Origin of the sequence: Mycolicibacterium sichuanense (genome assembly GCF_033741125.1) — a bacterium.
In the GTDB taxonomy this organism is placed as follows: domain Bacteria; phylum Actinomycetota; class Actinomycetes; order Mycobacteriales; family Mycobacteriaceae; genus Mycobacterium.
In genome coordinates this window covers 396359-423250 of record NZ_JAWQPU010000001.1, presented here as the reverse complement: position 1 = coordinate 423250, position 26892 = coordinate 396359, and the positions used below count along the sequence as shown (strand labels likewise).

Below are 26892 nucleotides of genomic sequence, written 5' to 3'. Positions count from 1 at the left end.
ATCAATTTGGCGCCACCGCATGAGCCGACCGGACCGCCCGGTCGCACACTTGCGCGGGTTCGCTGTCCGGTGCCGCACCCTGACAGCCGATCGCGATCCGCACCCCACCGTCGAGCACCACCGTCCATTCGACGTGCCGGTCGACACGCACCTCCCGATAGGTGATCGCCGCGCGCTCGGCGCGCTCCCCCGCCGCGGCGAAGTCGACGAAGACCCCCTCCGGTTCACCAGCCAGCGCGCCCCGCAACGACTCGGCGGCTGCCTCCAGCGTCTGCGCCATGGGCACCCGGGACTGCGTGACGTGGACGGCCGTCAGCCGATCTTCCGGGGAGATGATCTGCACCCGAGCCGATCCCGGTCCCCCGGTGATCCGCTCGACCGTCCAGCGGGCCGGAACCTCGACCGCGACCCGTCCGTCGACGAGCCACGTCACCTCGCCGATCGCCGGGCCCTCGTCCCCCGTACCGAAGGCCAGCGCGGTCAGGGCCGTCACCGATGCCACCGCGACCGCCACCGCCGCGGCACGGGGTGGAACGCGCCATGATGGCGTCGTCCGCGGGGTCGCCGGTGCCGGGCGGGCCGCGCGCAGCAGCGTGGCGTCGTCGCCAACTGTCACCCCGACCCCTCGTCGCCGCAGCTCCTGGGCGATCTCGGCGCCGAGCGGTCCGGCTCCCGTCGGAACGTCGACCGTGACGCGCAGGAGCCCGGTCAGACCGGCCACGACCGCGGTGACGACGTCGCGCGTTGGGCCAGCCCTGGCAATCGCCTGGCGTCGCCCGCCGGCGACCACGAGGACCAGTTCCGGAGCCACCTCCACCGTCGCCGTTCCGGTGATCGACAGCTCCGAGCGACGACGCGCGATGACCTCGGGTGCCCAGTGTCTCGCCGCGGCCAGCACGCGCTCGACCCGCGGCGGCGCCCACCACGACGGGTGGATCAGAACGATCCGTGCACACGCCCCACCGACTGCGCGGCCCACCACGTCGCGCCAGACCTCGTCGGCCGGCATGGCGGTGTCGTCGATGAGCGCAAGGGGGTCGTCGAGGCACTCCAGCGCCGCCGCGGCCAGATCGGCGTCGACGGGGCGGGGTCCGTTGATCACCGTGGGGCCCACCACGACGACGCTCACGGTGGATCCGTCCACGACACCTGGACCAGCTCGTCGCGATGCCCCCGCCGGATCAAGGTCCCGCGTCCCGCCGGAAGCGGGCCCGGTCGCCTCGTTCCCAGCAGCACGCCTTCGTCCGGGCTGGCGCTCATCATCAGGCCCATGCAGCCGAGTTCGCGCAGGCGTGTCAGGACCGGGTCGAACATGGCCCGCGCCGCACCACCCGAGCGACGGGCGACCACTAGGTGCAGTCCAAGATCGCGGGCATGCGGCAGCAGGTCGAGCAGCGGCAGCACCGGATTGCCGGATGCCGTCGCCACCAGGTCGTAGTCGTCGACGACGACGTAGACCTCGGGACCCGACCACCACGACCTGTCCCGCAACTGCCGCTGGGTGACCCCGTCACCGGGCATCCGCGACCCGAGCAGATTCACCGCGCCGGCCAGCTGGGACTCGGCCGCGGCCGGTGACATCGCATAGCCCAGGAGATGCTCGGACTCGACGACGCCGAGCAATGTCCGGCGAAAGTCCACGACCACGATGCGGGCCCCCTCGGGCGGCTGCGTACGCACGATCTCGTGGCACACCGTGCGCAGCGCGGCGGTCTTGCCACATTCGGTGTCGCCGAGGATCAGCAAGTGCGGGTGGGCGGTGAAGTCGACCGAGACGGGCGCCAGGTCGGTCTCCCCCAACCCGACCGTGACGCCCTCTGGGCAGCCGTCGACCACGTCGGCGTGCGGCACCGCCGACGGCAGCAGACGCACCGCCGGCGCCGCCAGGCCCTGGTGGCGGCGCGCCATCGCACTGGCGTCCACTCCGTCGACCTGCGGGGTGGCTATCACGAATTCCAGTCCCTCCGAGGTGATTCCGTGTCCGGCGGGACGACCGGCGAGCAGCCGCGCCCGCTTCCTGTCCATCTCGGAGTCGGCCGGATCTCCGAGCCGCAGCTCGATCCTCGTGTTGAGCTGGTCCTTCAGTGCCGGGCGCAGGTCGGCCCACCGGGCCGCGGCGACGACCACGTGCACGCCCACTGACAGCCCCTGGGCGGCGATCGCAGTGACGGTCTCCTCCATTCCGTCGAACTCCCGACGCAGCACCGACCACCCGTCGACGACCAGGAAGGTGTGACTGCGCCAGGGAGATCGGCCAGAGTGGGTCTGGGCCTCCCGCTCTCGGACCACCCCATGGACGTGGGACACGATCCGCCACGCCAGGTCTCGCTCGGACCGGCCCGCCATCGCCCCGACGTGGGGAAGCGACGCGAGCGCCGCAAGCGACCCGCCACCCAGATCCAGGCCGTAGACGTGCACCGCGTCGGGATCGTGGCCGGCGGCGAGCCCAAGCACCAGGGTCCGCAGCGCCGTCGACTTCCCCGACCGAGGGCCACCGACGATGGCGACGTGCCCGCCGGCACCGCGCACGTCGACGGTCAGGACGTCACGACGCTGCCCGAAAGGGTTGTCCACCAGTCCGATCGGCACCTCGAACGGTGTCGGTACCCTGGTCAGCAGCGCCCCGAGGGTCGGCGAACCGTCCAGCGGTGGCAGCCACACCTGGTGCGCCAGCGCGCCCCGGTCGGCGAGGGTGTCGGCCACCGTCTCCAGCAGCGTCGGGCCCGTCGCGACGGCCTCGTCGCGTGGGCCCGCGGCGGTGAACCGCGACGGCACCGGCACCCCGGCGGATGCGGCGGACGGCCCGGACACGTAGGCCGCGCGGAAGCGGATCAGCTCACCGCTGGCGGACTTCAACAGCGCCGCCCCCGGCGTGGCGGGAAGGTCGTAGGCATCGGAGGTGCCCAGGACGGCGCGGGACTCGCTCGCGGAGAACGTCTTCAGACACACGCGATAGGACAGGTGCGTCTCCAGCCCGCGCAACCGACCCTCGTCGAGACGTTGACTGGCCAGCAGCAGATGCATGCCCAACGAGCGGCCGACGCGGCCGATCGCGACGAACAGCTCGGCGAAGTCGGGGTGCTGGCTGAGCAATTCGGAGAACTCGTCGACGACGACGAACAGCGCGGGCAGTGCGGCGAGGGGGGCGCCACCTGCGCGGGCGACGGCGTAGTCACGAGCGTTGGCGAAGCCACCCGACGTGCGGAGCAACCGTTGGCGCCGGGTCATCTCACCGGCAAGCGCATCGTGCATGCGCGCGACCAGGTGCGCCTCCTCGGACAGATTCGTCACGATGGCGGCCACGTGCCGCAACCGCTCGAAGCCGAGAAATGTTGCGCCACCCTTGAAGTCGACCAATACCAGGTTGAGCTCGTCCGGCGCGTGGGTGGCGACCAGCCCCAGTGCCAGCGTCCGCAGGAATTCCGACTTCCCCGAACCCGTGGCACCGACGCAGAGCCCGTGCGGTCCCATCCCGCCGCGCGCGGCCTCCTTGAGATCCAGTTCCACCGGAGCGCCGAGATCGTCCACGCCGATGGCCACCCGCAGTCGGTGCCGGTGCGTCCGTGGCTGCCAGACCCGTTCCGGGTCCAGGCGCGCCGGATCGCCGATGCCGACGAGCTCGGCCCATCCGGACGTGCCCGTGCCGGACGGCCGGAACCGGGCCAGCGCCCTGGCGCAGACCACCGCCTGTACTGCGGTCAGCGCGTCGGGCCGCTCGGCCGTGTCCTGGCCGGCGACGTCCAGCCGTACGCATTCGGGCGCCGGGTGTCCGCCGACGATCACGACGGTCTCGCCGTCGGCCGGAGTCCGCCCGCCCGCCTCGCCGTCGACGATCACCAGGCGATGTCGGGGGCCATCGCGATCGTGCGAGACCCGATGGTGCGGAAGCCACTTCAGCCAGTCCCAATGCGTATCCGCGAACCGTCCCTCGGCGGTGATGCCGACCACGTCGGGACCGTGTGTCACCGCCAGCTGGCACGCCATCGACCGCACCAGCGACCGCGCCGCCTCCATCGGGCCGTCGACGGCGAGGCAGGGGTGAGCCCGCAGATCGACGGTGACGGGCGCGTCCGAGACCGTCGACCGATGCGCCACCACCCGCTCGACGGCGGCCCCGGTCACCGGATCCCGTTCCTCGGGAGGCCCCAGATCGGGCACGACGAGCGGAACGGCCAACCCGACCGTCCCGACCCCTACGCGCACATGACAGAAGTCGGCGTCCGAAGGCCGGCGCTCCCACCTCCGCCGTGAACCGGCCAGCAACCACGACGACGCCGGATCCGGATGCCGCCGGTGCAACGACAGATGTTGCGCCTCGGCGACTTTCACCAGCGTGCGGTCGAGATCGTCGAGGTAGCGCAGATATCCACGTCGGTCCTGGTCGAGTTCGCCACCACGGCGCGCTCCCCTGGACTGATGGGCCACCGAGCCGAGCACCGACACCAACATCATGACGGGCAGGAACAAGAACATCGGGCTGCGTGGCATCGCCGCCCCGGAGCTGAAGTACAGCACCGTCATCGCCCCCATGGCGACCAGCGTCCCCACCGGCAGCAGCCGGGCGACCAGGTTCGTCGGCGGCTCCTTCGGCACCTGCGGTGGACGTCGCACGACGATCTCACCGCCATCACCCCCGAGTACCTCCACGAATTGATGGACGTGCGCGAAGCCGGTTTCGTTCCACCCAATTTCGACGAACATTGCCGACGATCGGTGGTCACCCGTGCCGCTACCGTGAGTGCACGGCTCGAGCATGGGGGTGATCCGCTGTCCGTCTCACGTGTCTGCATACGGACCGACCGCGAAGGTGATCCGGTGGCGATCGACCTCGCCCTGCCATCGGGTGCACCGGTGATCGAACTGCTGCCCGCGATTCTCGAGTTGGTCGATCATCGAGACGTCGCATCGGAGACACCGCGCCGGTGGCGCCTCGAACGCCCGGCCGGTCAACCCCTCGAGGAGTCACTATCGCTGACCGACAACGGCGTTCACGACGGTGAGCTGCTCATCCTGCACCGGGATCCGGCGCCGCGCTTCGGCGCGGCGTGGGTCGATCCCTGCCGTCGGGTGGCCGCCGCGACGTCGTCGCACCTCGACGTCGGCGAGCGCCTGATGCCTGCGGCGTGCGTGTCCACCGCCGCCTTGGCATCGGCATTCCTGATCGGGACCGCGGGTTCGTCGCACGCCACGACCGGTGCCATCATCGCCGCCGTCGGTGCATTGGCCACGGCGGTGACGGTGATACGTGCTGGGGCGCCAGGCCTGGCGGCGGTGCTGCTGGCCGGGGCAGCGGGTTTTCTAGCGGTCCCGTCCGGCCCGGCCGCGCCCAACGTGTTCCTCGCGGCAACCGCCGCCGGATGCTCGTCGCTGCTGCTGATCAGACTGGGTGGGCACCCGTCGGCGGTGATGACCGCCGCGGCGGGGCTCTCGCTGCCGACGGCGGCCGCGACGTTGGTGGCCATGCCGACGTCGACGGCCGGTGCGGTGCTGGCTGCCACGGCCGTCGGGTTGCTGACCCTGGCCCCACGGACGGCGGTGTGGGCGGCGGACCTGGCCACCGAGCCACGGTTCGACGTCGACGAGCGGGCCGCCGCCGGTCACGCAATCCTGACCGGGCTCGTCGCGGGGTGTGCCGCGGGTGCGGCGGTGGGCACCGTCGTCATGGCCAACGCGGCCCGCACCGCCGACCCGGTCGCCGCCACCGCGTTCGCCGCCGCGGTCGGGACGGCGTTGGTCCTGCGCGCCCGCAGCCAGGCCGACGCCGTACGCCAACTAGCGCTGCTTGCAACGGGATCGACGTGCCTCGCCGCGGGCCTGGCCGTCCTATGCCAGACGAGACCGGGGTACGCAGGTCCGGTGGCCGGGGGTCTGATCCTGGTGGGGCTCACCCTGGGCAGGGTTCCCGTCACAGGTGCGGCGGTGGCCCGATGGCTCGACCGGGTGGAGTACGTCGCACTGGCAGCGGTGGTCCCCGCGGCATGCTGGGTGGCGGGTGGTTACGCGTTCCTGAGCCAGCTGGCAGGCCGGTGACCGGGCCGGTGCTGCGCGTGGTCACCGTCATCGTCGCCACCGTCGCCACGTGGGTTGCGCCGCTCGCGTCGGCGGTGACACCCGCACCGGTGGACGGCGGACTGCTGCCACCGGCTGGCCCGCCCGCCCCGCGAACACCGACCGAGCAGACGCACGCCTGCGTCGAGGACGTGCCCGCGGCGCAGACCTCGAGGACACCGCTGGACCTCGCCGAGCAGGAAGCGTTGTGGCGCTTGACCAAGGGGGCGGGCCAGACCGTCGCGGTGATCGACACCGGCGTCGCCCGGCACCGATTGCTGCCCCACCTACTGCCTGGCGGTGACTTCGTTTCCTCCGGTGACGGCACCCAGGATTGCGACGGTCACGGCACCATCGTCGCCGGGATCATCGGCGCTGCCTCCGGCCCCGAGGGTTTCGGCGGCATCGCCCCGGATGCCGGAATCCTGGCAATCCGCCAGTCGAGCAACCTGTTTCGGGTAATCGAGGGATCGGGTGGCGCCGGCGTGGGTGACGTCGACACGTTGGCCGCCGCCGTGCGCACCGCCGCCGACGCCGGCGCCACCGTCATCAACATCTCGTCGGTCGCCTGCGTGCCCGCGGAGCAGGGTTTCGACGACCGTGCCCTCGGCGCCGCGCTCGCCTATGCCGTCGACGTCAAGAACGTCGTGGTGGTCGCCGCGGCAGGCAACGTCGGCGGAGCCGGGCAGTGTCCCCGGCAGAACCCGGCGCCCGATCCCGCCGATCCCGGGCGGCCGAACTGGGATGCGGTCGACGTCGTCACCAGCCCGGCCTGGTACGACGACTACGTGCTGACGGTCGGGTCCGTCGACCGCGCGGGCGCGCCGTCGGCGTTCACCCTCGCCGGGCCGTGGGTGGACGTGGCCGCACCCGGTGAAGCCGTCGTGTCGCTGAGCCCGCGCGGTGAAGGGCTCGTCGACAGCGTCCACGATTCGACTGGGCGCAAACCGCTTTCGGGTACCAGCTACGCAGCGCCCATCGTGACGGGAATCGCCGCCCTGGTGCGGGCCGCTTCCCCCGAGCTCACGGCGCGACAGGTGATGCGCACGATCGAGGACACCGCGCACCATCCCGCCGCGGGATGGGATCCGTGGCAAGGTCACGGCGTCGTCGACGCGCTCGCGGCGGTCAGCAGCACCGGGGCACGGCCGTCACCGGTGCCGAGCCCGGCCGTCGTCGGCGGTCGACCGCCGCCAGCGCACCCCGGCGCGGCGTCCCGTCGGGCGTCGTTGATCGGCGCGGCGGGGTGCGTCGCCCTGGTGACGTTGGTGATCGCGGCGTCGACGCGCCGGTCACGACGGCGGGGAAAGCCCGTCGCGAACGACTGAGGCGGCGGCGATGCTCAGTTCGGGTCCACGAGGCAGGTGGGCGAGGATCGGCCACGGCGCCGGCTGCGGTGGCCGGCTCAGGCCGAGGGCGGTCGCCGAGTCGTCGTCGTGCACGCCGAACACCACGCCGGCGTCGGTGACGAGGAAGCGCGGTCCCCCGGCACCGGCCTCGTCCCCGACGATGCTCGCGGACCGGACGTAGGCGCTGGTCCCGCCGGCCATCACCACGGCATCGACGTTGGGTCCATTCCCGTCGGCCTGAACCAGGTCCGTCGGCCCGTCGAACGGCGAGCGTCCGGCCCGGACGACGACGTTGGTCGGCGCTGCCGCGTCGCGGTGGCGCCACTGCGCGCAGACGGGGAGACGGTCCGCTAGCCCGACGGGCGTCCCGGCCTGGCGGGGGAACGTGCCCACCGGCAGGGGTCCGGCGATCGGCGCGGCGGCGATCACGGCCGGGGCCACCGCCACGACGGGCCGCGCGTGACGGTCGTAGGTGAACCGGATCAGGTCGGCCGCCACGTCGCCGATCAGCTGCACACCGTCGCGCAGGACGACGTAGTAGTCGGCGTCCGAGGCACGGCGAACCACCACCACCGACCCAACGGTCGCACCGCCGAGCGAGGCGGGGCCCGGCTCGCCGGCCCCCGGGATGGGAGGCGCCGCGATGGCCGGAACCTCCGGGACGAGATCGAGTAGTGCCCGCGAAACCGGGACGGGCAGAACGTCGTTCAGGCGAAGCGCACGTACCACCGCACGGTTTCGCAGATCCACTGCAGCTCGTCGGCCGTCGTAGAGGAGGTAGGTGACCGCGGCGCTCTCCCCGCGCGGCGTCACCAGCACCGGGCGCAGCGCCAGCCCGTCTTCGAGGGGCGAGCCGTCGACGGCCACGACGGTCCGCTCGTCGTCGCACACCGTCCACGACGCCCCGGGTGCGGGGCTTCCCAGGCTGGCGGGAGCGCCCGGAATGCCCATCGACGGGCCACGTCTGGATTCCTGGATGGCACGGTCGCCGGCCGGTACCGGATTCGCCGCGGTGCGCGCGACCAGACGCGCCGAGGCGAGGTTGAGCACCGGATGCAGGGTGTCGCCGACGCGGACGTACAGGGCGCCGGATTCCCGCGAGATCACGATGGGCGCGGACTCGGGCACGCCCTGCGGCGCCACCAGGGTGACGACGGCACCCGCGACGAGGCCGATCGCCGCGACCGCGGCGCCGATCGCGATCGCCACCGACTGCGCGCGCAACGGGTCGTCATGCATCGCGACGTCCCCGCGCACCAGCGCGTGCATCATTCGACGCGCCCGAAAACGCTGCGCGCTCAACTGAAGTCGCGTCGTCACCAGGTCGAGCCTAGTTGCGCCACACGACGGCTGCCCGCACCAATGTCGGGGCTAGGACCCGTCGCGGGCCTGGCGCTCCCGGTAGGCCGCGACGTGTTGACGGTTGCCACAGTTGCCCGTGTCGCAGAACATGCGCGATCTGTTGCGCGACAGGTCGACGAGGACCGCGTCGCAGTCGGGCGCCGCGCACGTCTTGAGCCGGCGCAGTTCACCAGCCCGGATGAGGTCGGCCAGTGACATCGCCATCTCCGCGCCCATCCGCTGCCAGAGCGGATCGTGGATCGACGCCAGGTGCAGGTGCCACTCCGGCATCTCGGCATGGCGGGTGAGCCACGGCGCGGCTCGGGTGTCGCTCAGGAGGGCGTTCACCTGGCCGACGACGCGCTCCTCGTCGTCGGCGTGGGTCCAGATCTTGCCGAGCCGGGTGCGCAACCGGTGTACCGACTCGATCTCGGCGTCGTCCCGGTCGCGCCGCCCGGTCCACCCAAAGCCGTCGAGATACCCGTCGAGCGCCACCATGTCACCGAGCTGCTCGCCGTCCACGCGATCGGTGTTGATCAGCACACAGGCCGCGCGGAGTGTGAGCTCAGTGTCATGACTGAATATCATTTGACTGCTGATTCTCCTGGGCCGTAGCGTCATGTGCGTCATTGATTTTACTCATTACATGCCGGGAGGTGCCACGTGACGGCGACGACCGAGGTCCGACCCACCAGCGACCAGTTCCGGCTCGGCATGCTGTTCGCCATCGGTTCGGCTTTCGCCTTCGGGTTGTCGGGTCCGCTGGCCAAGGCCTTGATGGAGGCCGGCTGGAGCCCCACCGCCGCGGTCACCGCCCGGCTGCTGGGCGGTGCCGTCGCCATGGCGGCCTACGCCACGTGGCGCAGGCCCGGCTGGCTGCGTGAGGCCGTTCGGCATCGCCGGACCGTGCTGGCCTACGGCATCGTGCCCATCGCGGGCGCCCAGCTCTGCTACTACAACGCCGTGTCGCATCTGTCGGTGGCCGTCGCGCTGCTGCTGGAGTACACCTCGCCCATCCTCGTCGTCGGCTGGTTGTGGGCCACCACGCGGCGCCGACCCAGCAACCTCACCATGGTCGGTGTCGCACTCGCCGTCGCGGGAATCATGCTGGTGCTCGGCATCTTCGAGGGCGACGGCCTGTCCGGGGCCAGGGTCAACGCCGTCGGCGTCTGCTGGGGCCTCGCCGCGGCGGTCTGCGCGGCTTGCTACTTCATGATGTCCGACGAGGTCAGCACCAACGGGGTCGACGACGGCGGCCTGAACTCGATCACGCTGGCGGCAGGCGGGCTGATCGTCGGCGCCATCGGCGTCGCACTCCTTGGCACAACCGGGCTGCTCCCGCTGGCGTTCACCACCAACGACACAGTCGTCGCGGGCATCACCACGTCCTGGTTGGTCCCCGTCATCGCACTCGCCCTAATTCCCACCGCCATCGCCTATCTGCTCGGCATCATGGGCATCGCCCGCCTGCGCCCGCGCTTCGCGTCACTCGTCGGGCTGGCCGAGGTGATGTTCGCGGTGCTGGCCGCATGGGCGCTGCTCGGCGAGGCACTGACGACGATCCAGGGCATCGGCGCCGTCGTGGTGTTGGCCGGGCTAGTGCTGGCTCGTCAGGGCGACCGCACGGAGAAGGTCGCCGAGGCGTCGTGGCCCGACATGCCCGCCGACGGCGTCACCACCGAGTCGGACGTTCGCCGCAGCTAACAGCAATGTGTGAAGATGGGCTAGTGATCAAGCTCAGGACGCCCACTCGACTGGCCGCGACCGTGGCGGCCGTCGGCTGCGCCGTCGCCCCCGTGGCGGTGGCTCCCGCCGCCTCCGCCGAGGCCTGCAACGACGTGCAGGTGGTGTTCGCGCGTGGAACCAGTGAGCCCCCTGGCATCGGTCGCGTCGGGCAGGCGCTCGTCGATTCGCTGACCCCGCTGATCGGCGGCAAGACCATCGGCTCCTACGGCGTCGACTACCCCGCCACCTACGACTTCCTGACCGCCGCCGACGGCGCCAACGACGCGACCGGTTACATCAGTTCGCTCGCCGCCCAGTGCCCGAACACCCGCATCGTGCTCGGTGGTTACTCGCAAGGCGCCGCCGTGGTCGACATGCTTGCCGGCATCCCGCCGCTGGGCAACAAGATCGGCGAGATCGGTTCGGCGCCGCCGCTGCCGGCCGGCCTCGATCCGCACGTCGCCGCCGTCGCCGTGTTCGGCAACCCGTCGACCAAGTTCTCCATCCCGATCACCAACTCGACCTTCGCGGGCCGCGCCATCGACCTGTGCGCCGACGGCGACCCCATCTGCTCGCGCGGTCGCAACCCGTTCGCGCACACCCACTACGAGACCTCGGAGTTCATCCCCCAGGCCGCCGGCTTCGTCGCCGGACTTGTTTAGCCCGTTTACGCGTTAGGATTCAGCGTGGCTCTCGATCTGGTCAAACGCGCGTTCCTTGCCATTGCAACGGCCTGTCTGGCCGTCGTCGCCCCGGTCGTCTCGATCGTGCCGACGGCAGGTCTAGGGCTCGCATCGGCCGACGACTGCCCCGACATCCAGGTGGTCTTCGCCAGGGGCACCACCGAAGCCGCCGGGCTGGGACGCGTCGGAGGCGCCTTCGTCGACTCGCTGCGCTCCAAGGTGGGTGGACGCTCGGTTGGCTCCTACGCGGTGGACTACCCGGCGACCTACGACTTCCTGGCCGCCGCCAACGGAGCCAACGATGCCAGCGCCCACATCCAGTACATGATGGGCGCCTGCCCCAACACCCGGCTGGTGCTCGGCGGGTATTCGCAGGGCGCGGCCGTCATGGACGTCATCGCCGCGGTGCCGATCCCTGCGGTCGGATTCACCAACCCGCTCCCGCCCAACACCCCCGACTTCGTCGCGGGCATCGCGGTGTTCGGCAACCCATCGGCAAAGCTCGGCCTGCCGCTGACCACCAGCCCGGTGTGGGGACCCCGCGCGATCGACCTCTGCAACGGTGGCGATCCGGTATGCCAGACCGACGGTCAGAGCGTGCCCGCGCACAGCGCCTACGCCGGCGGCCCGACCAACGACGCGGCGAACTTCATCGCCGGCCTGCTGTAACGAACCCGACGAGCCATCGGATATCACCAGCGTGACCACCACTAGAACTCGCACGGTCCGCCGGCTGACGTCGGCCGCCCTCGCGGCCACCGGCGTCACGGCCGTGATGGCTTGCGCCGCAGGCGTTCCCGTTGCCGCCGCCGCACCGTGCCCGGACGTCGAGGTGCTCTTCGCTCGCGGTACCGACGAGCCTCCCGGCCTTGGACAGGTGGGGGACGCGTTCGTCTCGGGCCTGCGTGAGCGAACCGGCCGGGACATCGCGGCGTCGGCGGTCAACTATCAGGCGCACCAGGACATCGGCCCCGGCGTCGACGACCTGACCAGCCAACTGGATTCACTGTCCGACCGGTGCCCGAACACCAAGATCATCGTCGGTGGCTACTCCCTCGGCGCGGGTGTGACCAACCGCGTCCTCAACGATCCGCTGCCGCCGGGGGTGGCCGACCACGTCGCCGCCGTCGTGCTGTTCGGCAACGCCAGCCGCCTGCTCGACGTCCCCGTCGCGCCGGGTCCGGCCTTCGCCGGCAAGACGATCGACATGTGCAACCCCGGCGATCCGATCTGTTCCGGCGGCCCCCTTGCCCTGTCGCACCTACAGCTCGCCTACATCGCGGGGGGTGGCGTCAACGCCGCCATCGAATTCGCGATGACCAAGATCTGAGCGTTCGACTAGCATCCGTTCGGTGACCACCACCCAGCGTCTTCGCAGGATCGTCACCGCCGCGGTCGTCGCCACGCTCATCGCCGGTGTGCTGCTGGTGGCCCCGGCCGCCGTCGCGCCGTTGCGGCTGCCGACCGCTTCCGCCGCGTGCCCCGCGATCGAGGTGATCTTCGCGCGCGGGCGCCTGGAGCCGCCGGGCGCCGGTCAGATCGGCAACGCGTTCGTCAGCGGGCTACGGCAGAAGACGGGCAAGAACGTCAACCTCTACGCCGTGCGCTACCCGGCCGACAACCAGATCGACGTCGGCGCCAACGACATGAGCGCGCGCGTGCAGAGCACCATGGCGAGCTGCCCCGATACCCGCATCGTGCTCGGCGGATATTCCCTGGGCGCTGCGGTCACCGACGTAGCCCTCGCCGTGCCGTTCGCGTTCTTCGGCTTCGACAATCCCCTCCCGCCGGACGCCGAACAGCACATCGCGGCAGTGGCGCTGTTCGGAAACGGCAGCCAGTGGGTTGGCCCGATCACCAACTTCAACCCGGTCTACAACGAGCGGACCATCGAGCTGTGCCACGGAGACGACCCCATCTGCAACCCGACCGAGCCGGACAACTGGCAGGCCTACTGGCCCGATCACCTGGCCCCCGCCTACATCAAGGCGGGCATGGTCAGCCAGGCCGTCGACTTCGTGGCGGGCCGGGTCTAGTCGCGGCGCACCTCGTCGGGCGACCGTACATCGCGCGTCACCACGATCCGCGCCGCCAGTTCGTCGTCCGGCGGGTAGTCCACGCCGACGAGGGTCAGGCCCCGAGCCGGGGCGGTGGCGAAGTCACTGGAGCGCCGCGTCGCGGCCAACAATCCCGCGCACCACGACGGCTCGCGACGGCCCTCCCCCACGGCGAGCAACGCACCGACCAGTGACCGGACCATCGACCAGCAGAACGCGTCGGCGGTGACGTAGGCGGTGATCTCGTCGCCGTTGCGCATCACGTCGAGGCGCTGCAGGTCGCGGATCGTCGTCGCCCCCACCCGCGGACGACAGAACGCCGCGAAGTCGTTGAGACCGGACAACTCCCGTGCTCCCGCCTGCATCGCAGCCACGTCCAGCGGGCGAGGCCACGGAGTGACGAACCGAGACTCCCGCGGCACCACGCCGAACGGCGCCGTCGACAACCGGTATTCGTAGTGCCTGCGCAACGCCGAGAAGCGGGCGTCGAAACCCCCTGGCGCCCTGGCGACGTCGAGCACCCGGACGTCCTCGGGCAGCAGCCGGCCCAGACGCCGCACCAGCGGCTGGAACTCCGGTCCCTCGCGGGGGGTGCGAGGGTAGGCCTGCGGGATCGCCTCGGCGGGTATGTCGACGTGGGCAACCTGGCCGGTGGCGTGCACCCCGGTATCGGTCCGCCCCGCCGCCCTTGTCACCACGGGGACGCGGAACACCGTGGACAGGGCGTCGTCGATGGTGCCGGCAACCGTCCGCTGTCCGGCCTGGGTGGCCCAGCCCGCGAAGTCGGTGCCGTCGTAGGCGACGTCTAGCCGAAGACGAACATGCCCGCCACCGGTGTCGGTGACGGGCATGGTCGATGGATCGTCCACTAGGACTTGGCTTCGTCCGCCTCGTCCTCGGTCGCGGCCTCGTCGGCGGCCTCGGCGTCCTGCGCGTCGGCGATGCCGGCGTCCTCGACCTTGACGTCCTCGACGGCCTCATCGGCATCCGGGCCAACTGCGGCCTCCGGCTCGACGGCAGCCTGCGGGGCCGCCGCGGCGGCCACGGGAGCCGCCTTCGACGCACCGACACGACGCGCGCGATCGGCCTCCGAGGTCACGGTCTTCTCCCGAACCAGCTCGATGACGGCCATCGGGGCGTTGTCGCCCTTGCGCGCCTCCACCTTGATGATGCGGGTGTAGCCACCGTTGCGATCGGCGAAGTGCGGGCCGATCTCGGCGAACAGCGTGTGCACGACGTCCTTGTCGCGGATCTTCTTCATCACCTCACGCCGGTTGTGCAGCGTGCCCTTCTTGGCATGGGTGATGAGCTTCTCCGCGTAGGGCCGCAGCGCCCGCGCCTTGGGCTCGGTCGTCTTGATCCGGCCGTGCTCGAACAGCGACGTGGCCAGGTTGGCCAGGAGCGCCTTCTGGTGGCTGGACGACCCGCCGAGGCGAGGTCCCTTGGTGGGCTTGGGCATTGCGACTTCTCCTAAATGGGGCCGGCCCCCGTATCAGGTAGGACCGGGACGGTTCTCTTTCGAGATGTGTGGGTTAGAGCTGTTCGGTTTCGGCGTAGTCCTGGTCGGCGTCCAGGTCGTAGCTGGCGTCGCTGTTCCAGGTGCCGGTGGCCACGTCGTAGCCGGCGACCTCCGACGGGTCGAACGTGGCCGGGCTGTCCTTCAGCGAGAGACCCAGCTGGTGCAGCTTGATCTTGACCTCGTCGATGGACTTCTGACCGAAGTTACGGATGTCCAGCAGGTCCGACTCGGTGCGCGAGACGAGCTCGCCGACGGTGTGCACGCCCTCGCGCTTGAGGCAGTTGTAGGACCGGACGGTGAGCTCCAGGTCGTCGATCGGCAGCGCGAACGAGGCAATGTGATCCGCCTCGGCCGGCGACGGGCCGATCTCGATGCCCTCGGCTTCGACGTTGAGTTCCCGTGCCAGACCGAACAATTCGACCAGCGTCTTGCCTGCCGAGGCCAGGGCGTCACGCGGGGTGATCGAATTCTTGGTCTCGACGTCGAGGATCAGCTTGTCGAAGTCGGTGCGCTGCTCGACACGGGTGGCCTCCACCTTGTAGGTCACCTTCAGCACGGGGCTGTAGATGGAGTCGACCGGAATGCGGCCGATCTCGGCGCCGGAGGCCTTGTTCTGCACGGCGGGGACGTAGCCACGGCCACGCTCCACCACGAGCTCGACCTCGAGCTTGCCCTTGTCGTTCAGGGTGGCGATGTGCATGTCGGGGTTCTGCACCGTGACGCCCGCGGGCGGAACGATGTCACCGGCGGTGACGGCACCCGGGCCCTGCTTGCGCAGGTACATGGTGACCGGCTCGTCCTCCTCGGAGGACACGACCAGGCTCTTGAGGTTCAGGATGATGTCGGTGACGTCTTCCTTCACCCCGGGAACGGTGGTGAACTCGTGCAGCACGCCGTCGATGCGGATGCTGGTCACCGCTGCGCCCGGAATGGACGACAGCAGCGTGCGCCGAAGCGAGTTGCCCAGGGTGTAACCGAATCCGGGCTCCAAGGGCTCGATGACGAACTTGGACCGGTTCTCGGCGAGGCTCTCTTCGGACAGGGTGGGGCGCTGAGAGATCAGCATTCTTCTTCTATCTCCTTCTCGACATCCGCTATTTGATGCCGCTTGGTGGCAGCGGCCGGCTGGCCGCCGCACGCATTACTTCGAGTAGAACTCGACGATCAGCTGCTCGGTGAGCGGCACCTGGATCTGGGCGCGCTCGGGCAGCTGGTGGACGAGAATGCGCTGACGTTCGCCGACGACCTGCAGCCAGCCCGGGATCGGGCGATCGCCCGCGGTCTGACGAGCGAGCTCGAAGGGCAGCGTGTTCAGCGACTTCTCGCGAATGTCGATGATGTCGTACTGCGAAACGCGGTAGCTGGGGATGTCGACCTTCACGCCGTTGACGGTGAAGTGACCGTGGCTGACCAGCTGACGAGCCATCCGGCGGGTACGGGCGAGCCCGGCGCGGTAGATGACGTTGTCGAGCCGGCTCTCCAGGATCTGCAGCAGGTTCTCGCCGGTCTTACCAGCGTGGCGGTTGGCCTCTTCGTAGTAACGACGGAACTGCTTCTCCATGACGCCGTAGGTGAAGCGAGCCTTCTGCTTCTCCTGCAGCTGCGTGCGGTATTCGCTCTCCTTGATCCGCGCACGGCCGTGCTGGCCGGGCGGGTAGGGGCGCTTCTCGAAGGACTGATCTCCGCCGACCAGGTCGACGCCGAGGCGGCGCGACTTGCGGGTGACGGGTCCGGTGTAACGAGCCATGTCTCTCTATCTCCTCTAGACCCGGCGCCGCTTGGGCGGACGGCAACCATTGTGCGGCTGCGGGGTGACGTCGGAAATCGCGCCGACCTCGAGGCCGGCGGCCTGCAGGGAACGGATCGCCGTCTCGCGGCCCGAACCCGGGCCCTTCACGAAGACGTCGACCTTCTTGACGCCGTGCTCCTGCGCCTTGCGGGCGGCGTTCTCGGCAGCCAGCTGCGCGGCGAACGGGGTCGACTTGCGCGAACCCTTGAAGCCGACGTGACCCGAGGACGCCCAGGCGATGACGTTGCCCTGCTGATCGGTGATCGAGACGATCGTGTTGTTGAACGTGCTCTTGATGTGAGCAGCGCCGTGCGGGACGTTCTTCTTTTCCCTACGACGGGTCTTCTGACCCTTCTTGGCGGCGGTGCCGCCCTTCTTAGCCTGTGCCATCCGGGATTACCTGGCCTTCTTCTTGCCGGCGATGGTGCGCTTGGGCCCCTTGCGGGTACGCGCATTGGTCTTGGTCCGCTGGCCGCGCACCGGCAATCCGCGGCGGTGCCGCAGGCCCTGGTAGCAGCCGATCTCGATCTTGCGTCGGATGTCGGCCTGCACCTCGCGGCGCAGGTCGCCCTCGACCTTGATGTCGGAGTTGCTCTCGATGTAGTCGCGCAGCTGCGAGACCTGATCATCGGTCAGGTCCTTGGTGCGCAGATCGTAATCGATGCCGGTGGCCGACAGGATTTGCTGGGAGCGGGTACGGCCGATGCCGTAGATGTAGGTCAGCGCGATCTCCATGCGCTTGTCGCGCGGGAGATCGACGCCCAGTAGACGTGCCATCAGGCAGTGATTCCTTTTCGTTGCGGAGGTCTCGTCCCAGTCCGTTCCCCGGTCGGGGTCCGGCCTCCGTGCCGGACGTGGCTACGCGACGTATTCGCGCAGTGGTACTGGGATTTCATCATTCAGTTGTGCTGGTACTGCTGTGGCGAACTAGCCCTGACGCTGCTTGTGGCGCGGGTCGGAGCAGATCACCATGACCCGCCGGTGCCGACGGATCACCCTGCACTTGTCGCAGATGGGCTTGACGCTCGGGTTCACCTTCACGGCGATTCGATCCTTCTGTCTGTTCTCGGTCCAGTTACTTGTAGCGGTAAACGATGCGGCCCCGGGACAGGTCGTACGGCGAGAGTTCCACCACGACCCGGTCCTCGGGCAGGATACGGATGTAGTGCTGCCGCATCTTGCCGCTGATGTGCGCGAGCACCTTGTGACCGTTCTCCAGCTCGATGCGAAACATCGCATTGGGCAGGGGCTCGACCACGCGGCCCTCGACTTCGATGGCACCGTCTTTTTTAGCCATGTCCTCCGTTATTCCCTATCTGGCGCCGCAAGCACCGCCTCCGACTACCAAACGTGGGCCGGATTGGTTGAATTCCAGGACAGGGCACGCAAGAGCCGGCGCGGATGCCGCACCGTTGATCGATACTACCCGCTCATCGGCGCTGCCCAAAATCGCCGAAACCGCTCGTCCGGCGCCCGCGGCCGGCATCCACCTCGCCGTCAGGACGCGGCATGCTCCTGCACGTATCGGACCACGTCGGCCAGCGTGCACAGCTTACGGTAGTCGGCTTCCGGGATGTCGACCTCCAGCCGCTCGTGGATGCCGACCAGGAACCTCAGCCAGTCCATCGAGTCCAGATCCACCTGGTCACGCAGCAAGGCATCGTCTCGCAGCTCGTCGGGCTCCACCTCGGGCGCGATCGCCGTCAACACCGACATGACCTCGTCGCGGATGCCTTGTTGGGTCTTCATGGCACTGTCACCTCTCCAGGAGTTCCGGCTGTTGGAGCAGTTCGGCGACGGCAGCCAGGAACAGCGCGCCACGGTGTCCGTCACTGGCCCGGTGATCGGCTGCCAGGGTCGCCTGCATGGTGGTGGCGATCCTGATGCCCCCGTCGACGGCACGCACCCGCGGAGCGGGCTTGCCGAACCCCACCAGCGCCACCTGCGGCGGGTAGATGACGCCGAAGACTGCGTCGACGCCCTGATCGCCCAGGTTGGTGACCGTAATGGACGGATCCGACATCTCCGAGCTGCGCAGCGAACCCGCCCGGGCTCGCGCCACGAGATCGGTCAGATCACCCATCAACTGGGTAAGGGTCTTCTCCGGCACCCGGTGTATCGCCGGCGCGACGAGGCCACCGCCGCGCAACGAGATCGCGACACCGACGTGCACACCGTCGGCCGGTCGGAATTCGTCATCGCGCCAGAACCCGTTGAATTCGCTGAAGCGTTGCGCGGCGAGGGCGACTGCCTTCAGCTGCAGCGCAGCGAACAACACCCGCTCGGTGATCGATCGCTGCGCGTTGCGATCGGCCAGCCACGTGATGGCCGACTCGACCATGATCTCGTCAGCCAGGTAGTAGTGCGGGATTTCCCGCTTGGACCGACTCATCGCAGCCGCGATCGACCTGCGCATCTCGGCCGCCCGGTCCGCGGCCGTGTGCGCACTCTTCGGCTTCTCGAGCTTCGGCGCACGAGTCTTCGGCTCGTCGACGATCGAGTTGGCCGGCGACGCCGCAGCGTGTTCTACGTCGCTGGTGATCACCGCCCCCTGGGGCCCGGTGCCGGTGATGGCGTCGACGTCGACTCCCAGTGACGCCGCCAGGCGCCGGGCCGCCGGCGAAATCCACTGGCGGCGGTGGGTCTGCGACGGGGCAACCGCCGCCGGGGCGGGCTCCCGCTCGGGCAGCTCCGCCGGCATCGGTGGCTCCTCCACCCGGTCGGCCGGCTCGACGACGGCAGAACCGTCATCTGCCTCACCGGGCGCGAGCAGCCTCGCCAACGGCGTTCCCACGTGCACGGTTCGACCGACCGGCACGAGCAGGTCACGAATCGTGCCGTCGTGCCAGCACTCCACTTCCACCGCGGCCTTCGTGGTTTCGACCACGGCGACGACCTGGCCTCGCGTCACGGGATCACCAGGTTTGACGAGCCACTCGTCGAGCGTTCCCTCGTCCATGTCCGAACCGAGCGCCGGCATCGTGAAGTCGATCACGGGCGCTCCCCGAACAAGGCCTTCACGGCCGCGACGATCTTGTCCTGCTGCGGCAGCGCCGCCACCTCCAGGTGCTTGGCATACGGTATCGGCACCTCGGCGCTACACACCCTGGCGACGGGGGCGTCGAGGTCGAAGAACGCGTTCTCGACGATCTGGGCGCTGATCTCGGCCGCCAGGCTGCCCGTGCGCCAACCCTCGTCGACCACGACCGCACGGTGGGTCTTGCGGACCGACGCAACGAAGGTCTCGGTGTCCAGTGGACGTAGCGTCCGCAGGTCGACGACCTCGCAGTCGATGCCTGCCAGCGCCAGCTCCTCGGCCGCGTCGAGGGCCTTCACCAGGCTGCCACCGTAGGTGATCACCGTGACGTCGGCTCCGCCGCGCCGGATTGCCGCGCGCGAAATATCCTGTGCTCTAGGTGATTCGACGTCGGCGGTGGTGTTGTAGAGCTGGACGTGTTCGAAGACGATCACCGGGTCCGGGTCGATCATCGCGGTGGCGAGCATCCCGTAGGCGTCCTCCACCGTGGCGGGCGCAAGCACCTTGATGCCGGGGATGTGCGCGTACCAACCCTCGAGGCTGTGCGAGTGCTGAGCAGCCAACTGCCGCCCCGCCCCGGTCGCCATGCGCACCACGAGTGGCACCGAGAACTGCCCACCGGACATGTGCCTCAGCGCCGCTGCGGTGTTGACGATCTGATCCAGCGCCAGCAGGCTGAAATTGACCGTCATCACCTCGACGATGGGACGCAATCCGCCGAGCGCGGCGCCGATTCCTATCCCCACGAAGCCCAATTCGGACAGCGGGGTGTCACGCACCCGCTGCGGCCCGAACTCGTCCAAGAGGCCCTTGGACACCGCGTACGTGCCGCCGTAGGCGCCTACGTCCTCACCCATCAGCACCACCCGCGGGTCGGCGAGCATGGCGTCGCGAATCGAGTCGTGCACCGCGGTGCGGTACGCCGTCTTGCTCATCGGACCGCCCCCGCCGCCTCGGGCGTCATCAAATCGCGGGTGAGATCCTCCACGGGCTCCCAGGTACCGGCCTCGGCATAGGCGACCGCGTCGGCGAGTTCCTCGTCGGCGGCGCGGCGGATCGCGGCGACGTCGTCATCGGTGAGCGCGCCTGCGGCCGTGCACCGCTCGGTGAAGGTGCGGATCGGGTCCCGTTCGCGCCAACGGTCAACCTCGGCCCGTTCGCGATACAACTCCGGATCGAACATCGAATGTGGCCGGAAGCGGTACGTGCGGAACTCGAGGAAGAACGGGCCACCGCCGTTGCGGACGTGGTAAGCGCCCTCCTCGGCGGCGGTATGGCAGGCGAGTACGTCCATGCCGTCGACGGCCAGCGACGGTATCCGGTACGACGCCGCCTTCGCGGTCATGTCGGTCTGCGACTGCTCGACCGCGATCGCCGTCCCCATCGCGTAATAGTTGTTCTCACAACAGAACAAGACCGGTAGCTGCCAGAGCTCGGCAAGGTTCATCGACTCGTGAAAGGCGCCCTCGGCCACGGCGCCCTCGCCGAAGTAGCAGGCGGTCACCCGGGGATCGTCCAGATACCGGTCGGCCAGCGCCAAGCCCACCGCCAGCGGGAGGCCGCCGCCGACGATCGCGTTCCCGCCGTAGAAACGGGTGCGCGCGTCGAACAGGTGCATCGAACCGCCGCGCCCGCGCGAACAACCCTCCTGCTTGCCAAACATCTCGGCCATGATCTTGGTCATCGGGACGCCCCGCAGCAGGGCATGCGCGTGATCACGATAGGTGGCAACGACCGCGTCCTTGGCTTCGAGCACCCGCAGCGACCCGGCGGCGACCCCCTCCTCACCGACGTAGAGATGCAGGAATCCGCGGATCTTGCCCGCCCCGTAGAGCTCGGCGCACTTCTCCTCCATCAGGCGCACCCGCACCATGTCCGACAACAGCGCGGACGCGAGGTCACGGTCCATCACAGCGTCACCTCCCTGGTCTCGATCGTGGACGTGTCGCCTTCGGGCAGACCCAGTTCGCGGGCCTTCAACAAGCGCCGCATGATCTTTCCGCTGCGGGTGTGCGGCAACGAATCGGCGAACTCGATCTCCTTGGGAGCCACCGCAGCGCCCAACCGTTTCCGGGCATGACCGAGCAGCGCCAGCCGCAGTTCCTCGCTCGGCGTGAAGCCGTCCTTGAGCGTGACGAAGGCCTTGACGACCTCGCCGACGGTGGGATCGGGCATGCCGATGACCGCCGCCTCCGCCACCGCGGGGTGATCGGTGAGTGCGTTCTCGACTTCGAACGGACCGATCAGGTGCCCGGCTGACTTGATGACGTCGTCGGCGCGGCCGACGAACCAGAAGTAGCCGTCGGCGTCGCGTTGAACCAGATCGCCGCTCAGGTAGAAACCCCCGGCGAAGCTGTTGCGATAGCGCTCCTCCTGGTGCAGATACTCCCGGAACATCGACGGCCAACCGGGTTTGAGCGCCAGCTCTCCTTCGACGTCGGGTTCCTCGATCACCGACACCGTGCCGTCGTCTCCCCGCCGCACCACGGCCGCGTCGACGCCCGGCAGCGGCCGACCCATCGAGCCCGGCTTGATGTCGAAGGCCGGTGTGTTGGCGACCATGATGCCGCCGGTCTCGGTCTGCCACCAGTTGTCGTGAATCGGCAAGCCCAGCACGCGTTTTCCCCACCACACCGCCTCGGCATTGAGCGGCTCACCCACGCTGGCGATGAATCGCAGGCTCGGGAAGTGGAACTTCTCGGCGACCTCGGGTCCCGCCTTGATGAGCATGCGAATGGCCGTCGGCGCGGTGTACCACACGGTGACGCGCTCGTCTTGCAAGATCTGGTACCAGCGTTCGGCGTCGAACTCCGCTTCGTCGACGATCGACGTCACCCCGTGTAGAAGCGGCGAGATGACCCCATAGGACATTCCGGTGACCCATCCGGGATCGGCTGTGCACCAATAGATGTCGTCGTCATGCAGATCCAGGGCGTACAGTCCGGTGACGTAGTGCATGGTCACTGCCCCGTGCACGTGCAGCGCCCCCTTCGGGGTACCGGTGGTACCGCTGGTGAAGTGCAGCAGCGCCGGATCGTCGGCCGTGGTGGGTTCGATCGGGGCGTCGTCACGAGCCGCGTCCATCAGTGCCCAGAACCTCTGCGTTGCGGGTTCGGGGTCGCCGGTTTCGTCATCGACGATGAACACCTGCCGCAGCGAGGTCAGCCGGTCCCGGATCTTGGCGACCTTCCGGTCGTAGAGCGCCCTAGTGGTGACCAGGACGTCCGCCGCGCCGATGTCGAGCCGGGTCGCGATCGGTTCGGGCCCGAACGCGGAGAACAGCGGCGAGACCACCGTCCCGTTGCGCAGGGCCCCGAGGATGGTGACGTACAACTCCGGGCGACGGCCCAACAGGGTGAACACCCGGTCCCCCTTCCCGATGCCCGCAGTCCGGAGCACGTTGGTGAACCGCTTCGCGAGCCGGCCCAACTCGGCGTAGCTCACGTCCCGGTGTGTCAGCCCGCCATCCGGTCCGGACGCGGGCACGAAACGCAGCGCGGTGCGCGCGGCCGCGGCGCCGTCGGCATGCCTGTCGACCGCCGCGTAGGCGATGTTGCACCCCTGGGCTCCCATGCCGGCGCAGACGTTCGGAACCTTCGCCCAGTCGAACCTGGCCCGCGTCCCGTCGTAGTCGGTGAGGTTCGGGGTGACACGCCAGTCCTCGGCGGTCTTGCGGATGACCGGATTCGCGACTCCGTCGGCGCGTGCTGTGGATGCCACGGTCAGTCCTTTCGGGGCTGGCGGTCGCCTCATCGTTTTCCTGGCGCCGGGGTGGCGCTAGAGACGAAAGTCACCACACGGCCGAAGGATGCGCTTCCAACTGCTGCCGAACGAGGACGAACTCGACCACGCCAACGTGTTCGACACCGACTTGCTCGCGTCTCGGCCGATCGACGTCATCGGCTGGTTGGCCGGCCACCCCGGTATCGCAGTGGCCCGACCCTCTTGATGCAGACGCGATCTGGTGGTCCTCGACCTGAATCGCCGGTGAACAATGAGTGCTGCCGAGTCGGTGACCGCACCGCGCGCCGCGCGGCATCCGACCATGGCTACCGGCAGACCGGATATCGACTGGACGGTCGGCGCATACTAGACATCGATGACTGGAACTGCGCCCGAGCCACGTAAACCCGTGATCCTGACCGTGGACGACGATCCCGCAGTGTCGCGCGCCGTCGCCCGCGATCTGCGCCGCCACTACGGCGAGCGGTATCGCGTCGTGCGCGCGGAGAGCGGGCACGACGCGCTGGCTGCCCTCAAGGAACTGAAGCTGCGCGGCGAGACCGTCGCCGTGCTGCTCGCCGACTACCGGATGCCGCAGATGAGCGGCATCGAATTCCTCGAAAAGGCCATGGACCTGTTTCCACTGGCCCGGCGAGTGTTGCTGACCGCCTACGCGGACACCCACGCCGCGATCGACGCCATCAACGTCGTCGATCTCGACCACTACCTGCTCAAGCCGTGGGATCCACCCGAGGAGAAGCTCTACCCCGTCATCGACGGGCTCCTCGAGGAGTGGCGGGCCGTCGGCGACCGCGCCATGCCGTATACGAAGGTGGTCGGCCACCGTTGGAACCAGCGCTCCTGGGAGGTGCGGCAGTTCTTGGCGCGCAACCAGTTCCCCTTCCGGGCGTTGATGGCCGACGAGCCCAAGGGCAGGCAGCTGCTGGAGGCGGCGGGGCTCGACGGCCAGCAATTGCCGGTGGTGATCTCCGAGAAGGGCGAGGCGATCGTCGAGCCCACCGACGGCCAGCTGGCCGAACTGCTCGGCCTGTCGACCGAACCGTCGTTGCAGATGTACGACCTCGCCGTCATCGGCGGCGGCCCCGCGGGTCTGGCGTCCGCGGTCTACGGGGCCTCGGAGGGTCTGGAGACCGTCCTCATCGAGCGCACCACCACCGGCGGCCAGGCCGGCCGCAGCTCCCGCATCGAGAACTACCTCGGCTTCCCCATCGGTGTCTCGGGAGCCGAGCTCACCAACTCGGCGCGCAGGCAGGCCGAGCGGTTCGGTGCCGAGGTGATCACCACGCGCGACGTCGTCAAGCTGCACGTCGGGGACGTCGCGCCGGTCATCGAGTTCGAGGATGGCAGCACCATCGGCGCCCGCTCGGTGATCCTCGCGACCGGCGTCGAATACCAGGAGTTGAAGGTCGTCGGGTGCTGGAACGATCCCGCGGACCCCGACGGGTGCAACTACGTCGGTCGCGGTGTCTACTACGGCGCGTCCGTGTCCGACGCCGAGGAGTGCCGCGGTGAGGACGTGTACATCGTCGGCGGTGCCAACTCCGCGGGGCAGGCCGCGATGTTCATGTCGAAGACCGCCAACTCCGTGACCCTGTTGGTGCGGGGGCCCTCGCTCGAGGCGTCGATGTCGCACTATCTGATCGAGCAGATCGAGAACAACGACAAGATCCACGTCCGGACCTGCACCGAGGTGGTCGACACGATCGGTGAGGACGATCACCTGTCGGGTCTGGTGCTGCTGGACAAGCAGTCCGGTGAGAAGACGACCGTGGCGTGTGGCCGGATGTGCTGCTTCATCGGTGCCAAGCCGCGGACCGATTGGCTCGACGGCGTCCTCGCCCTCGACGACCGCGGGTTCGTCCTCGCCGGCCCGGACCTCAAGGACGTGGTGGGCTGGAATAGGGAACGCCCACCGCATCATTTGGAAACAAGTGTGCCCGGTGTGTTCGTTGCAGGAGACGTGCGCTCCGAATCCGCGAAGCGGGTGGCGGCTGCCGTTGGCGAAGGTTCGATGGCCGTGATGCTGGTGCACCGCTACCTAGCAGAGGCCTGACCAACGGCCGAGGAAGGGACTCCCATGGGTGAGACGTGTCTACCCGACGAGCTACGAACGCTGTTCCTGTTCGAGAAGTTGACCGACCGCCAGCTCGAGTCGCTGTGCGCACATGGGCACCTGGCCCGCTTCGAGCCGGGGCCGATCTGCATCGAGGGCGAGGCAGCGACCTGCTTCTACGTGCTCATCGAGGGTGAGCTGGTGATGTCGAAGCGCTCGGGCGGGGCGGACATCGACACCAACCGCACCTCGCAGCGGGGCGTGTACTGCGGCGCGTGGAGCGCCTACGTCGACGGGGTGCCCCAGGTCTACGAGTCGTCGGTGCGCGTCACCAAGCCCTCGAAGTTCTTCGTGCTGGACGCCGAGGCGTTCGGCAACTTCGTCAAGACCGAGCTGCCGATGGCGGTACATCTGCTCGAGGGGCTCAAGGTCGGCGGTCTGCGGCAGCGCCAGATCATCGACCAGCGCGAGAAGCTGCTCGCGCTCGGTCAGCTCTCGGCGGGCCTGACCCACCAGCTGAACAACCCGGCCGCGGCGGCGGCACGCGCCGTGTCGGACCTGCGGGAGAAGGTAGGCGGCATGCGACACAAGCTCGCCATGCTGGCCGACGGCAAGTTCAGTCCCGAGGGCCTGCGCGTGTTGGTCACGATCCAGGAGGAGGTCGCCGAACAGGTGGCCAAGTCCAAGGCGCTCGAGCTCAGTGCGCTGGAGGCCTCCGACCGCGAGGACGCCATCGGCGACTGGCTCGAGGACCACGGCATCGTTGGCGCGTGGGACTACGCGCCCACGTTCGTGGAGGCGGGTCTGGACACCGACTGGCTAGAGCGGATCTCGGCCTCGGTCGACGCGGTCGACGCCACGGCGTCGCTGCAGGGCGCGATCGGCTGGCTGCGGTACACGATCGACACCGAGCTGATGATGAATCAGATCGCCGAGGCCAGCAGCCGGATCTCGGCCCTGCTGGCCGGGGCCAAGCAGTACTCCCAGATGGACCGCGCGCCGTACCAGAGCGCCAACGTGCACGACCTGTTGCGCAGCACGCTGATGATGTTCGGCGAGAAGATCGGCAAGGACAAGCCGGTCAAGCTGGTCAAGGACTGGGACATGTCCCTACCCGAGATCCAGTGCTACCCAGGCGATCTCAACCAGGTCTGGACCAACGTCATCGACAACGCGATCCAGGCGATGGGCGGGGAGGGCACGTTGAGCATCTCGACCAGCGCCGTCGGCGAGGATGCCATCAAGGTGGTCATCGGCGACGACGGCCCCGGCATCCCGCAGGACATCGTCGACCGCATCTTCACGCCGTTCTTCACCACCAAGGCCTTCGGCGAGGGCACCGGGCTCGGTCTGGACCTGGCGTGGCGCATCATCGCGCAGAAGCACCACGGCAACATCCGGGTCGAGTCGACGCCGGGTGACACCCGCTTCATCATCGTGCTGCCGCTGGTTGCGCCCAAACCGGAGGAAGCCCCCGCCGACGCGCAGGGCTAGCCGGGCAATGGTTCGGATCAACCGGATCGTCGCGGAATAGCGACCGCGACGGG

The 26892-nt window shown here is 69.1% G+C and carries 27 protein-coding genes; 10 read left to right on the top strand and 17 right to left on the bottom strand.

Annotated elements, in window-relative coordinates; translation table 11 throughout:
- Position 1: 1 nt before the first annotated feature.
- On the bottom strand, positions 2-1129 hold the full coding sequence (locus tag SBI80_RS02050) for a type VII secretion-associated protein (RefSeq protein WP_318972765.1): 1128 nt from the start codon (positions 1127-1129) through the stop codon (positions 2-4).
- On the bottom strand, positions 1126-4701 hold the full coding sequence (gene eccCa / locus SBI80_RS02045; RefSeq protein ID WP_413232614.1) for a type VII secretion protein EccCa: 3576 nt from the start codon (positions 4699-4701) through the stop codon (positions 1126-1128). Before eccCa ends, SBI80_RS02050 begins: the two co-directional genes overlap by 4 nt.
- Here eccCa and eccD point away from each other — a divergent pair.
- Together eccD and mycP are read left to right on the top strand one after the other, a co-directional pair.
- A complete protein-coding gene (gene eccD, locus SBI80_RS02040; RefSeq protein WP_318972763.1) occupies positions 4654-6030 on the top strand; it encodes a type VII secretion integral membrane protein EccD in 1377 nt (458 codons plus the stop codon). The genes eccCa and eccD overlap by 48 nt on opposite strands.
- Positions 6027-7376, top strand: coding sequence for a type VII secretion-associated serine protease mycosin (mycP, locus tag SBI80_RS02035; protein WP_318972762.1), 1350 nt, complete (start codon positions 6027-6029; stop codon positions 7374-7376). Before eccD ends, mycP begins: the two co-directional genes overlap by 4 nt.
- On the opposite strand, the gene eccB is transcribed toward mycP, so the two are convergent.
- Entirely contained in the window at positions 7341-8717 is a 1377-nt protein-coding gene (eccB, locus tag SBI80_RS02030; protein ID WP_318972761.1) for a type VII secretion protein EccB, read from the bottom strand. The genes mycP and eccB overlap by 36 nt on opposite strands.
- 51 nt (positions 8718-8768) lie before the next feature.
- Entirely contained in the window at positions 8769-9326 is a 558-nt protein-coding gene (locus SBI80_RS02025; RefSeq protein ID WP_318972760.1) for a CGNR zinc finger domain-containing protein, read from the bottom strand.
- A 126-nt stretch (positions 9327-9452) separates the two neighbouring features.
- Here SBI80_RS02025 and SBI80_RS02020 point away from each other — a divergent pair, with 126 nt between their 5' ends.
- Genes SBI80_RS02020 through SBI80_RS02000 form a run of 5 tightly spaced genes read left to right on the top strand, consistent with a single transcriptional unit; the run spans position 9453 to position 13182 of the window.
- Positions 9453-10442, top strand: a complete 990-nt coding sequence (locus SBI80_RS02020; protein ID WP_318973641.1) for an EamA family transporter — start codon at positions 9453-9455, stop codon at positions 10440-10442.
- Positions 10443-10447: 5 nt separating this feature from the next.
- The gene (locus SBI80_RS02015) at positions 10448-11125 is read left to right on the top strand and encodes a cutinase family protein (RefSeq protein WP_318972759.1); all 678 of its coding nucleotides are present in this window, start codon (positions 10448-10450) and stop codon (positions 11123-11125) included.
- A 24-nt stretch (positions 11126-11149) separates the two neighbouring features.
- Complete coding sequence (locus SBI80_RS02010) at positions 11150-11815, top strand: cutinase family protein (RefSeq protein WP_318972758.1); 666 nt, start codon at positions 11150-11152, stop codon at positions 11813-11815.
- Between the two features lie 31 nt (positions 11816-11846).
- Positions 11847-12476, top strand: a complete 630-nt coding sequence (locus SBI80_RS02005) for a cutinase family protein (protein ID WP_318972757.1) — start codon at positions 11847-11849, stop codon at positions 12474-12476.
- Between the two features lie 22 nt (positions 12477-12498).
- Positions 12499-13182: a cutinase family protein gene (locus SBI80_RS02000; protein ID WP_413232613.1), complete on the top strand. Its 684-nt coding sequence runs from the start codon at positions 12499-12501 to the stop codon at positions 13180-13182.
- On the opposite strand, the gene truA is transcribed toward SBI80_RS02000, so the two are convergent.
- The 13 genes from truA to acsA form a co-directional block, all read right to left on the bottom strand.
- Positions 13179-14054 (bottom strand): tRNA pseudouridine(38-40) synthase TruA, encoded by an 876-nt coding sequence (gene truA, locus SBI80_RS01995; protein ID WP_318972756.1) that lies wholly within the window; start codon positions 14052-14054, stop codon positions 13179-13181. The two genes, SBI80_RS02000 and truA, sit on opposite strands and share 4 nt — an antisense overlap.
- Before the next feature lie 17 nt (positions 14055-14071).
- A complete protein-coding gene (rplQ, locus tag SBI80_RS01990; protein WP_318972755.1) occupies positions 14072-14662 on the bottom strand; it encodes a 50S ribosomal protein L17 in 591 nt (196 codons plus the stop codon).
- 73 nt (positions 14663-14735) lie between these two features.
- Positions 14736-15788 (bottom strand): DNA-directed RNA polymerase subunit alpha, encoded by a 1053-nt coding sequence (locus SBI80_RS01985; RefSeq protein ID WP_163733824.1) that lies wholly within the window; start codon positions 15786-15788, stop codon positions 14736-14738.
- 75 nt (positions 15789-15863) lie between these two features.
- Positions 15864-16469, bottom strand: a complete 606-nt coding sequence (gene rpsD / locus SBI80_RS01980; RefSeq protein WP_318972754.1) for a 30S ribosomal protein S4 — start codon at positions 16467-16469, stop codon at positions 15864-15866.
- Between the two features lie 15 nt (positions 16470-16484).
- Positions 16485-16901, bottom strand: a complete 417-nt coding sequence (rpsK, locus tag SBI80_RS01975; RefSeq protein WP_318972753.1) for a 30S ribosomal protein S11 — start codon at positions 16899-16901, stop codon at positions 16485-16487.
- A 6-nt stretch (positions 16902-16907) separates the two neighbouring features.
- On the bottom strand, positions 16908-17288 hold the full coding sequence (rpsM, locus tag SBI80_RS01970; protein WP_318972752.1) for a 30S ribosomal protein S13: 381 nt from the start codon (positions 17286-17288) through the stop codon (positions 16908-16910).
- A 150-nt stretch (positions 17289-17438) separates the two neighbouring features.
- On the bottom strand, positions 17439-17552 hold the full coding sequence (gene rpmJ / locus SBI80_RS01965; protein ID WP_079925868.1) for a 50S ribosomal protein L36: 114 nt from the start codon (positions 17550-17552) through the stop codon (positions 17439-17441).
- Between the two features lie 34 nt (positions 17553-17586).
- Entirely contained in the window at positions 17587-17808 is a 222-nt protein-coding gene (infA, locus tag SBI80_RS01960) for a translation initiation factor IF-1 (protein WP_003418601.1), read from the bottom strand.
- Between the two features lie 200 nt (positions 17809-18008).
- Positions 18009-18260, bottom strand: a complete 252-nt coding sequence (locus SBI80_RS01955) for an acyl carrier protein (RefSeq protein ID WP_318972751.1) — start codon at positions 18258-18260, stop codon at positions 18009-18011.
- 7 nt (positions 18261-18267) lie between these two features.
- Positions 18268-19506 carry a dihydrolipoamide acetyltransferase family protein gene (locus tag SBI80_RS01950; RefSeq protein WP_318972750.1) on the bottom strand — a complete coding sequence of 413 codons (1239 nt, stop codon included), beginning with the start codon at positions 19504-19506 and terminating at the stop codon, positions 18268-18270.
- Entirely contained in the window at positions 19503-20483 is a 981-nt protein-coding gene (locus SBI80_RS01945; RefSeq protein ID WP_318972749.1) for an alpha-ketoacid dehydrogenase subunit beta, read from the bottom strand. The genes SBI80_RS01950 and SBI80_RS01945 overlap by 4 nt, the downstream gene beginning before the upstream one ends.
- Positions 20480-21457 carry a pyruvate dehydrogenase (acetyl-transferring) E1 component subunit alpha gene (gene pdhA / locus SBI80_RS01940; protein ID WP_318972748.1) on the bottom strand — a complete coding sequence of 326 codons (978 nt, stop codon included), beginning with the start codon at positions 21455-21457 and terminating at the stop codon, positions 20480-20482. Before pdhA ends, SBI80_RS01945 begins: the two co-directional genes overlap by 4 nt.
- A complete protein-coding gene (acsA, locus tag SBI80_RS01935) occupies positions 21457-23301 on the bottom strand; it encodes an acetate--CoA ligase (RefSeq protein WP_413232612.1) in 1845 nt (614 codons plus the stop codon). Before acsA ends, pdhA begins: the two co-directional genes overlap by 1 nt.
- A 55-nt stretch (positions 23302-23356) precedes the next feature.
- Between acsA and SBI80_RS01930 the strand changes: the two genes are divergently transcribed.
- From SBI80_RS01930 to SBI80_RS01920, 3 genes are all read left to right on the top strand, one after another.
- On the top strand, positions 23357-23497 hold the full coding sequence (locus tag SBI80_RS01930; protein ID WP_413232611.1) for a hypothetical protein: 141 nt from the start codon (positions 23357-23359) through the stop codon (positions 23495-23497).
- A gap of 150 nt (positions 23498-23647) precedes the next feature.
- On the top strand, positions 23648-25345 hold the full coding sequence (locus tag SBI80_RS01925) for an FAD-dependent oxidoreductase (RefSeq protein WP_318972746.1): 1698 nt from the start codon (positions 23648-23650) through the stop codon (positions 25343-25345).
- A 24-nt stretch (positions 25346-25369) separates the two neighbouring features.
- Complete coding sequence (locus SBI80_RS01920; protein WP_318972745.1) at positions 25370-26839, top strand: ATP-binding protein; 1470 nt, start codon at positions 25370-25372, stop codon at positions 26837-26839.
- Positions 26840-26892: the final 53 nt, after the last annotated feature.